General features: G+C 55.7%; 7 protein-coding genes. 6 read left to right on the top strand and 1 reads right to left on the bottom strand.

The window, feature by feature from the left end:
* The 6 genes from HMPREF1631_RS07130 to pntB form a co-directional block, all read left to right on the top strand.
* On the top strand, window positions 1-246 hold a 246-nt coding region (locus tag HMPREF1631_RS07130; RefSeq protein WP_198017329.1), incomplete at its 5' end, for a hypothetical protein.
* Between the two features lie 299 nt (window positions 247-545).
* Window positions 546-1,382, top strand: coding sequence for a helix-hairpin-helix domain-containing protein (locus tag HMPREF1631_RS00160; RefSeq protein WP_052046878.1), 837 nt, complete (start codon window positions 546-548; stop codon window positions 1,380-1,382).
* Window position 1,383: 1 nt separating this feature from the next.
* Entirely contained in the window at window positions 1,384-2,889 is a 1,506-nt protein-coding gene (locus tag HMPREF1631_RS00155; protein ID WP_034230918.1) for a ComEC/Rec2 family competence protein, read from the top strand.
* 183 nt (window positions 2,890-3,072) lie between these two features.
* A complete protein-coding gene (gene holA, locus HMPREF1631_RS00145; RefSeq protein ID WP_156956163.1) occupies window positions 3,073-4,038 on the top strand; it encodes a DNA polymerase III subunit delta in 966 nt (321 codons plus the stop codon).
* A 97-nt stretch (window positions 4,039-4,135) separates the two neighbouring features.
* Window positions 4,136-5,674, top strand: coding sequence for a Re/Si-specific NAD(P)(+) transhydrogenase subunit alpha (locus HMPREF1631_RS00140; RefSeq protein WP_034230911.1), 1,539 nt, complete (start codon window positions 4,136-4,138; stop codon window positions 5,672-5,674).
* A 5-nt stretch (window positions 5,675-5,679) separates the two neighbouring features.
* On the top strand, window positions 5,680-7,107 hold the full coding sequence (gene pntB / locus HMPREF1631_RS00135) for a Re/Si-specific NAD(P)(+) transhydrogenase subunit beta (protein WP_052046877.1): 1,428 nt from the start codon (window positions 5,680-5,682) through the stop codon (window positions 7,105-7,107).
* 413 nt (window positions 7,108-7,520) lie between these two features.
* Here pntB and HMPREF1631_RS06690 read toward each other — a convergent pair whose 3' ends face one another.
* Complete coding sequence (locus HMPREF1631_RS06690) at window positions 7,521-9,434, bottom strand: LPXTG cell wall anchor domain-containing protein (RefSeq protein ID WP_052046876.1); 1,914 nt, start codon at window positions 9,432-9,434, stop codon at window positions 7,521-7,523.
* Window positions 9,435-9,498: the final 64 nt, after the last annotated feature.

Genomic DNA, 9,498 nt, shown 5'->3' with positions numbered 1-9,498 from the left:
GCGTTGGCGCGGCTGAAGCGGGCGAAGGCTGCGTTGGATAAGTATAAGACGGTGAGGGTACCCGCCGTCGCGGGCGATTCCGGGCGCGGGAAGCATTCCTTTGCACCGGCTGCGAAGTCCGGCAGGACAGGCCGGCTGGGCAGGACCGGTGCCGGTGCTTCGCTTCCCGCAATGCTGGCGGCTCTTGCCCTCGGACTGGGCGGAACGGGAACTGTGGCTCGTCACCGCCGCCGTCGCGGAAAGTAATCGGATTCGGAAAAGCTGCCTGAATTCGGAAGCGGAAATAATTCCGTATCCGCAGAGGGGCGCCCGGGACTGTTCCGGGCGCCCCGTTTTATGTGCTTTGTATGTGTCTGCGCTGTTTATGCGGGTTTGCGGGGTGTGCTTTTGCGCGCTTGCATATGTTTGCGCGGACTGCGGCAGCCGGGCAGTCTCCCGTGTCCTTCCGTTCGGGAATGTTTTCCCCGGCAGAGAAAACAGATTGATAAATCCACAGATTTGTTTATCCCGTTTTGTTTCGTGCTTTCTTTTGGAATAGTTGAGGCATGATTAAACCTCCTCCGAAACTTAGTCCCAAAAACAGCCGGCAACCGCTGACGGTAAGCGAACGCCCGCAGCCGAAGCCTGCCCGGTATTTTCGGGATATAGCTTTAAATTCCGCCCTGGGCAGCGATGCCGGGCTCTATGCGCGCGAATTGGGGCAGGCTGCGCGCAGTAACGTCAAAAAAGCACGTTTTGCCTTTTCGCGGGAGGCATTTTTTGCTTTTGTTTTTGCCTTGGCTCTGGCATTGGGAGTAGTTCTTTGGCAGGCGGGAGGAAGCGAAATGCGGGAGGTGCGGGATTTTCCCAAATCCGGGCAGTCGGCAGGTCCGCACGCATCTTCACAGAGAGACAAAACGGAAAAAGGGGAAAACGCGGCGGAGAAAAACGGAAAAATTTCCGTTTACGTTTCCGGCGCCGTGGCTCATCCGAAAGTTGTGGAACTGGATGCCGACGCGCGTATCGAACAGGCACTGGAAGCTGCGGGAGGAGCGAATGCGGAAGCGGATTTGGTGCAGCTGAATCTGGCACAAAAACTGAAAGACGGTGACCACGTTCACGTGGCACAGGCAGGTGCCCGCGGGCAGGAGGCTAAGAGCGCCGGAGAAGAAACGCAGACCGGGCAGAATTCCGAAGATACGCAGAGGCAGAAAAAGATAAATATCAATACCGCCTCGCTTACACAGCTGACGGAGATTCCGGGTGTCGGGCCGGTGACCGCAAAAGCCATCAAAAGCAGGCGTGATAAACACGGCAATTTCGCAAAAATAGATGATCTGATGCAGGTGGACGGGATAGGAAGGAAAACATTCGAAAAAATTGCCCCGTTTGTGACGGTCTGAAATGTATGATTTTCGTCTGTTTCTTCCCGCGCTGATTATCTGGGGAAGCGGATTTTTTCCTTTTTCGCGGCAGACACTGCCGGCATACTGTGTTTTTTCCGGGCTGCTGCTGTGCGCACTGTTTCTTTTTCCGGGGATCCGCTTTACGGCGGCGGCGCTGCTTGCGGCGGTGTGTTTTGCGGCCGCAATACAGGCTGTCCATGCCCGGGAACAGTATTATTCACCTGCGGAAAAATATGCCGGCAGCGCACATGGGATTATCCTGGAGGGGAGTTTTATCCGGGAAAAACGTTCTTTTTCCGGCGGACAGACGATACAGATCTGGCAGGCGGAAAAAATTTCCGACACTTTCCGCACCCGGCGCGCGCGGCAGGTAATCTGCTCGGCCGGAAATACGGCGCAAAAGTCCCCGGCGGATTTTCCGGCGGACGTGCGCATCGGGCAGCGTTACCGCCTGTGGGGCACGCTGAAGAAAAAGCACTCTGCTTTCTGTGATTTTTGGATGGATGTAAGCAGAATGCGGAAAATTGAATCCGCTCCGCCGCGTTTCCGCGCGGCGCACAGTATCCGCAGCGGTTTTGCCGCGGTTTTGCGCCATATTCCCGGGGAGCAGAGAAATATCTTCCGGGGTGTGGTCTTGGGCGATGACGACGGATTTTCTCCGAATCTGAAGCGGGCATTTCGGATTTCGGGTCTGACACATCTGACGGCTGTTTCGGGAGCGCATATCTCGCTTATTCTCTCGCTTGTGATCGGAATCTGCGGTATGCGCCACCGGTTTCTCACGGCGGGGATTGCCTTTGCCTGTCTTTTGCAGCTTTTGGCATTGGTGGGACTCTCGGCGTCCGTATTGCGCGCCGGGCTGATGGCCGCGTTTTTGCTCTGCGGAATTATGCTGCGCAGACGGTTAATGCCCATTCCCCTGCTGGGCGCGGCCCTGATCACGGGAAGAACTGTGTTTGCGCCAATTGCCGCCGGAGTGGGATTTGTGATGTCTGCTGCGGCGACGCTGGCGATTGTGATGGTTACCCCGTGGCTGAAACACTGCCGTTTTCCGCCGCTGCGGGAAAATATCCTGACTGCGGCGGTGATTTCCTTTGCGGCAGGCACCGTAACGCTTCCTTTGTCGGCTTCGTTCCAGCCGCAGATATCTTTGTTTTCTGTTCCGGCAAATATCGCCGTTGCGCCGGTGATTCCGTTTTTGACGCTGCTCGGACTGCTGGGTGCGTTGATCTCTCCGTTCAGCATTACGGCAGCATCGTGGGCGGTTGCGCTTTGCCGTCCGTGCGCTTGGTGGGTGCTCGCGGTGGCGGAAAAGACCGCCTCGCTCACTTCCGCCGTGGTTTGCGTGCCCCGGGCACTTGCGTTTCAGCTGGCGGTATGCGTTTTGTTTTATCTGTGTATCCGCGCATACCGAAATTGGCCGCTTCCGTTAAACATACTGCTGTTTCTGACGGTAGGCGTCACGTCCGTACTCGGTATTTGCGCGGCCGCGGGCCCGGGGTAAGGCATCCGAAAAAGACGGGGGATCCGGCGGCCCGTCTGCGCCGTCCGTCCCCCGGTGTTTTGGCCGATGTACGGGGCAGGGACAGTCCGAAAGGATTCGGGGAGAGAGACAGGAAAGATACAGTGAGATATTTACGGCATAAAACATCAGTCGGTTTTTTCCGGGGCATGGGATAATAAAACTATGGTAGAGCGATGGCAGATGAAGTTGGCGCCCGTAATGCTTTTGGAGAGCGCGGAGCGCGTATACGGCGACCGCACGGTTGAAAACTTTAAAAAGCAGCTGCGTGCAGAAAACCCCGAAACCGAAATCGGCGTTTTGGATGCCGCCGCATATACCCCGCAGCGGCTCTCGCTGCTGCTTGCGCCCACACTGTTCTGTGAGCCGAAAGCGCTGGTCGTGCAGAATCTGGAGCAGGCAAACCGGGTATTTACCGAGGAATTTGCCGATTATATCCGCGCTCCCCGGCAGGACGTCCGTGTCTTGGTACGTCATAACGGCGGCGCGGGCGGAAAGAAAATACTCGAAACGCTAAGGAAACAAAACGTGCCGCATATGGTAATCGCGGCCGTAAAAAATACGGGTGACAAAGCCAAAGCCGTGCAGGAAGACGTCACCGCCGCAAAACGCGCAATTGCCTCCGATGCCGTGGCCGCTCTTGTGGATGCGCTCGGCTCCGATCTGCAGGAACTGCTTTCCGGTGTTGCCCAGCTGCTGCAGGACGTTCCCGGGAAAATTACGAAAGCGGACGTAGACCGGTATTTTTCGGGAAGAATCGAAGCCACCGGATTCAATGTTGCCGACGCGCTGCTGAAAGGAAATGTGGGAAAAGCCATTGAACTGTGCCGTCACGCACTTTCAACCGGGACAAACGCGGTTGCGGTGGTTTCCGCAATTGATTTCAAACTGCGGCAGATCGGGCAGGTGCTGGGAATGGATTCGGGGAATGTGGGCTACCGGCCCTCTTTGCCGCAATGGCAGATCACCCGGGCAAAACAGGATCTGCGCCGCTGGTCCGCGCCCGCTTTGGCGCAGGCACTGCGGGAGACGGCCAGGGCAGACAGCGAGGTTAAAGGCGGATCGCATGATGCGCATTACGCTTTGGAACGTCTGATTTTAGCTGTGGGAAGAGCACAGCGTCTGAAATAAGGTAATACAGTAGAATGGGACTGTTTGGATTTTTAACCGGACGCAGTTGCGGCAGGCCGCATTCTGCGTGCGGCAACCGTAAGAGATAGGAGAATCGGTGCGGATAGGGATTCCTTTAGAATCGCAGGATTCGCAGTCGTTGGTGGCTGCCACTGCAGACACTGTGAAAAAGTTGGTGAAATTGGGCTACGCGGTATCCGTGGAAAGCGGAGCGGGAAAGAAAGCCGACTGCTTCGACGGGCAGTACGAGGCCGCGGGAGCCGAAATAGTTTCCGCAGACCGGGCATGGGGTGCGGATATCGTGCTTACGCCCGATACGCCCGCGGAAAATGACCTTGAACGGATTAAACCCGGTGCGGTGCTGATTTCACGCCTTTCGCCCCGGCAGAATCCGCAGATTGCACAGAAACTGTGCGAACGGAAAATTACCGGGCTGTCGATGGATATGATTCCCCGTATTTCCCGCGCGCAGTCTATGGACGTGCTGTCTTCGATGGCAAATATCGCCGGATACCGGGCGGTAATTGAGGCGGCGGCCAATTTCGGACGGCTGTTTACCGGGCAGGTAACCGCCGCGGGGAAGATGCCGCCCGCCACCGTATATGTGATCGGCGCAGGCGTGGCAGGTCTGGCGGCAATCGGCACGGCCAACTCCATGGGCGCGGTTGTGAATGCAACAGACGTGCGCAGCGAAACCGCCGAACAGGTGGAGTCGCTGGGAGCGCACTTTGTGCCCATTGAGGCCCCGGCACAGGAATCGTCGGACGGATATGCACGGGAAATGTCTGACGCGCAGAAAGAGGCAGCCTCCGCGCTGTACGCCCGGCAGGCGGAAAAATCCGATGTGGTAATTACCACGGCCAATATTCCCGGGCGCAAATCTCCGATTCTGCTCGACGCGCAGGCCGTATCGCGGATGAAATCCGGGTCCGTAATCGTAGACATGGCTGCCGCAAACGGCGGGAACTGCGAACTTACGGTACCGGGTAAAATTGTAACCACGGAAAACGGCGTAAAAATTATCGGCTACACGGATTTGGCCGGGCGTCTGCCGGCGCAGGCATCCAGACTGTATGCGCAGAATGTGGTGAATTTTCTGCAGCTTGCCACACCCGGCAAAGACGGAAAATTGGTTTTGGACACAGAAGACGAAATCGTGCGCCAGATAATCGTGACCGACGGATCGCAGGTGCTTTTCCCGCCGCCGCCGGTAAAGGTTTCGGCAGCTCCCGCGCAGACGGGCGTCCGCGCGGAAAACGACGCCATGCCTCCGGCACCGCCGGAAAAGAAAACGGGATATGCCAAATACGGATGGGCAGCGGGAATCGCAGTTGCGCTGATGCTGCTGATTTTTATGGCTCCTCCCGGGATGTCCGGGCATTTTATGATTTTTGCGCTGGCGGTAGTGATCGGATTTTACGTAATCACCTCTGTTACGCACTCTCTGCATACGCCCCTGATGTCGGTTACAAACGCCGTTTCGGGAATTATTATCGTGGGAGCTTTGGTGCAGATCCCGGCGCAGTCCCTAACGGTGAAAATACTGGCCTTTATCGGTATTGCGGTTGCCTCGGTTAATATCTTCGGCGGATTTGCGGTAACCCACCGAATGCTGAAAATGTTTCAAAGGAGCTGAAGACAATGCTGCATACTGAATCTTGGTTTATCGGATTTGCGTTCGGTTTTGCCCCCTTTGCCTATATTGTGGCGGCGCTGCTGTTTATTCTGGCGCTCGCGGGACTTTCGCGGCAGGAAACGGCACAGAAAGGCAATTATGCGGGTATTGCCGGAATGTGCATCTCTCTGCTGGCTTTTTTCTTCCTGATCGGAACCACGAATGAGGCGGGTATGTCGCTGCTGCTGATTGTGGTGGCGATGGCCGTCGGTGCGGGAATCGGCATTTATAAAGCCCTGCACGTGGAAATGACGGGAATGCCGCAGCTGATTGCGCTGCTTCATTCATTCGTCGGTCTGGCGGCAGTGCTTGTGGGATTCAATTCGTTCCTGATCACACCGGGCGCGCCGACTGCCGAAAATGCTTTCCATATGGGTGAAGTGGGTCTGGCGGTCTTTATCGGTGCGGTGACGCTGACCGGCTCGGTTATTGCTTTTCTTAAGCTGTCGGGAAAGATAAAAGGCAAGCCGCTGGCCCTGCCGGCGCGCAACCTGCTTAATTTGGCCGCGGTGGCGGCATCGCTGATTCTGATCGTGGTTTTTGCCCACACGCGCACGGTTTATGCGGGGCTGGGCGTCTTAATCATTCTTACGCTGATTTCCCTTGCCCTGGGTCTGCATTTGGTTGCTTCGATCGGCGGCGGGGATATGCCCGTGGTTGTTTCCATGCTTAATTCGTATTCCGGGTGGGCTGCGGCAATGGCCGGTTTCACTCTCGGCAGTGACCTGCTGATTATCACGGGTGCCCTGGTCGGATCCTCGGGTGCCTATCTCAGTTATATTATGTGCAAAGCGATGAACCGTTCTTTTGCCGCCGTTATTTTGGGTGGTTTCGGCACCGGCAGCGCGACGCACAGCGAACGTGATTACGGCACGCATCGGGAAACGACCGTGGGTGAAGTTGCCGATCTGCTGAGAAACGCGCGGAAAGTAGTGATTACGCCCGGTTACGGCATGGCGGTGGCGCGTGCGCAGTATCCGGTTGCGGAGCTGACACGCAAACTGCGCGACATGGGTGTGGACGTAACATTCGGGATTCACCCCGTGGCGGGCAGACTCCCCGGGCATATGAACGTGCTTTTGGCGGAGGCGAAAGTTCCCTACGATATCGTTAGGGAAATGGATGAGATAAACGATGATTTTGCGGGCGCGGATGTGGTGCTGGTGATTGGTGCCAACGATACCGTGAACCCTGCCGCACAGGAGCCGGGATCTCCGATTTCGGGAATGCCGGTTCTTAAGGTGTGGGAGGCGCAGAATGTGATTGTGCTGAAGCGGTCAATGGGCAATTCCGGTTATGCGGGAGTGACCAATCCGCTGTTTTACAGGCAGAATACGCAAATGCTGCTCGGGGATGCAAAGACAACGGTAGAGCAGATTGCCGCCGCGCTCTGAGAAAATTATGCACTGATTTTCGAAAACCGAAATCGGCAAAAGATCTGCGGATATGGGTGCGGAAATTAATTTCCGCACCCATATTTTTTTCAGGGGTTTTCCCCCTGCCGAGTGTGCATATACGCGCCGCCGCGGGCACAGACCTATAGTTTCGCCCCGCCGGGATTGTGCGGCAGGGGCGTGTGGCGGGGTGTTTTCGCAGTTTCCCCGTTTTGTTTGCATCTGTGCGGCTTTGGTCTGCCGGATGACTGCTTCCGTTTGCATGATTTTTTTTTGCGCGGGCGTATCTTGGGCGTATCCCAAGATACAAATCAGAGATAAAAATTAAGATAAAATTTTCCCCCAAATACGGCCGCATTGGTTTTCCGCAGCGCAGCGCGTATTTGGGGGAAATATTCGGCTTCGTTTACCTGTCAGCGGTTACGGCGCCGGGCGCCCAGTCCCAGACCGAGCAGTGCCAGGCCGAGCAGGCCCGCTGCCACGGAATCGGAACCGGTTTGCGGCAATTGCTCCGAGCGGGACACCTTACGGTGCTGCGGCACATACACCGCGCCGTTTTCGGCGCTCCGCGGCGCCTTATGTGCCTGCTGCCGCGGGCCGGCCGCTGCACCCGCATTTGCTCCTGCATTTGCTCCTGCATTTGCACCCGCCGGCGGGTTCTGCCGGGGATTCTGCGGATTTTGCGGGTGTGCCTGCTCGTAGGCTGTGGAAAGCAGAACATACTTACGCTGTGCGTCTTCCGATTCCGCACGGGCTGTTAAAAGCAGAGCGCCTGCGGCAACAACTTCGGCGGCGGCCTGCGTTTTCACGCCCTGCGCAGCCGTAAGGGCGAGAGTGGCCGCTTCCAGCTGCTTCTGCGCCGCTACGTGCTTTTCACGCGCTTCCTTCAGCGGTTTGAAGGCGTTTTCTTTTTCCGTGTTTGCGGATTTTGCCCCATTGAGCTGTGTATCCGCCTCGGAGTCGGCCTTTCTTGCCTGCTTATGCTGAGTTTCGGAAGTATTTTTCTTTTCTTCCAGCGCAGTCAGTTTCTGCTCGTGTTCGCGTACCTTGGCACCGGCCTTGTTTTTTTCCTCTTCGGCGGTTTGGGAAGCTTCTGTGGCTTCTTCCAATTCCTCCGTTTTTTCCTGCTCGGTGGCTTCGTTTGCGCCTTCTATATCATCTTTTAACGTATTCAGATTTTTACGTTCCCGGTTCAGCTGCTCGTCTTTTTGCTTTAACGGTTTTACGGCTTCCTTTGCCTGGTTAAGATTTTGCTCGGCCGTGGACTTTGCAGTTTGCAGTTCCTGCTTTTTGCCTTCTGCCGCCGCTATTTCTCCTTCGGCTTTTACCTTGTTTTCCTGGGCTTTTTGCTGATTAGTCTGATTTTCTTTCTGTTCGTTCAGATTATGTTCATGTATTTGTTTGGCGGCATTGTGCTCTACTGAGTTTTCGCCATGATCTCTCTTTGCGTCATTAACGCCCTGTTCGGACTGCTGCAGTTTCTGGGCAATCTGCGCCTGCTGGGTTTTCAAAGTCTGCAGCCACTGTTCGGCTTTCTGTTTTTCCTGAGTCTGCTCGGCAATCTTCTTTTCGTTTTCCGTTATATTTGTTTCGGCCTGCTTAAGCTCGGCTTCTTTTTCTTTTACGGCCTTTTCTTTTTCATCAAGTTCGGTTTTGTTGTCTTTTATTTCTTTTTCTTTGTTAATGATGTTTTGAGCAGCTTCTTTTACTTTGGCTTTGGCTTCGGCCTTTGCCTCATCAAGTGCTTTCTGCGCCTGTTCTTTTTCTGCTAATTTTGCTGCCGCATTTTCCGTCGCTTTTTGGCTTTCCTTGGAAATGCCGTCCGTCAGCTTCGTTGCTTCTTCAAACGCTTTGGCGGCGTCCGCCGATTCCCGGGCGGCTTTCTGCAGATTGGCGGCTGTTTCTTTCTTGTGTTCCTGTGCCTTATTCAGGTTTTCGGCTGCCTGATCGGCGGCCTGTTTCTTTTCGTTATACTGTGCTTCGTCCGCATCCGGAGCTTTCTCCAAGGCGGTCTTTGCTTCGTCCGCTTCTTTCTGCCTGGCGGCTACCTGCGCGTCGGCTTCTTTGTCGGCTTTCAGGGCGGCAGTGTTGCGCTCTTCGGCTTTGGTCAGCGCATTTTTCGCGTCCTCCGCCTTCTTCCGTGCCGCTTCCACGTCTTCTTTCGTGGGGGTCTTTACTTCGTCTGCCTGCTTGGCGAGCGGTGCGCGGCCGGGCGCGTCCTGCGGCAGATTATTCTGTGTATCCGGTTCGGCAGAGGCGAAAGTAACGGCTGAACCTGCCACCAGCAGGCCGGCGGCGGCGGCAAGAGTCTTTTGGGTGTATTTCATGATTCGTTAGTCTCCTCAATAGATGAAACGGGATAAAATCCCGTGGCTAGCGGACATTTCAGTT

Origin of the sequence: Arcanobacterium sp. S3PF19 (assembly GCF_000758825.1) — a bacterium.
GTDB lineage: Bacteria > Actinomycetota > Actinomycetes > Actinomycetales > Actinomycetaceae > Arcanobacterium_A.
The sequence above is the reverse complement of the archived record's forward strand: the minus strand, read 5'-3'. Positions and strand labels throughout refer to the sequence as shown.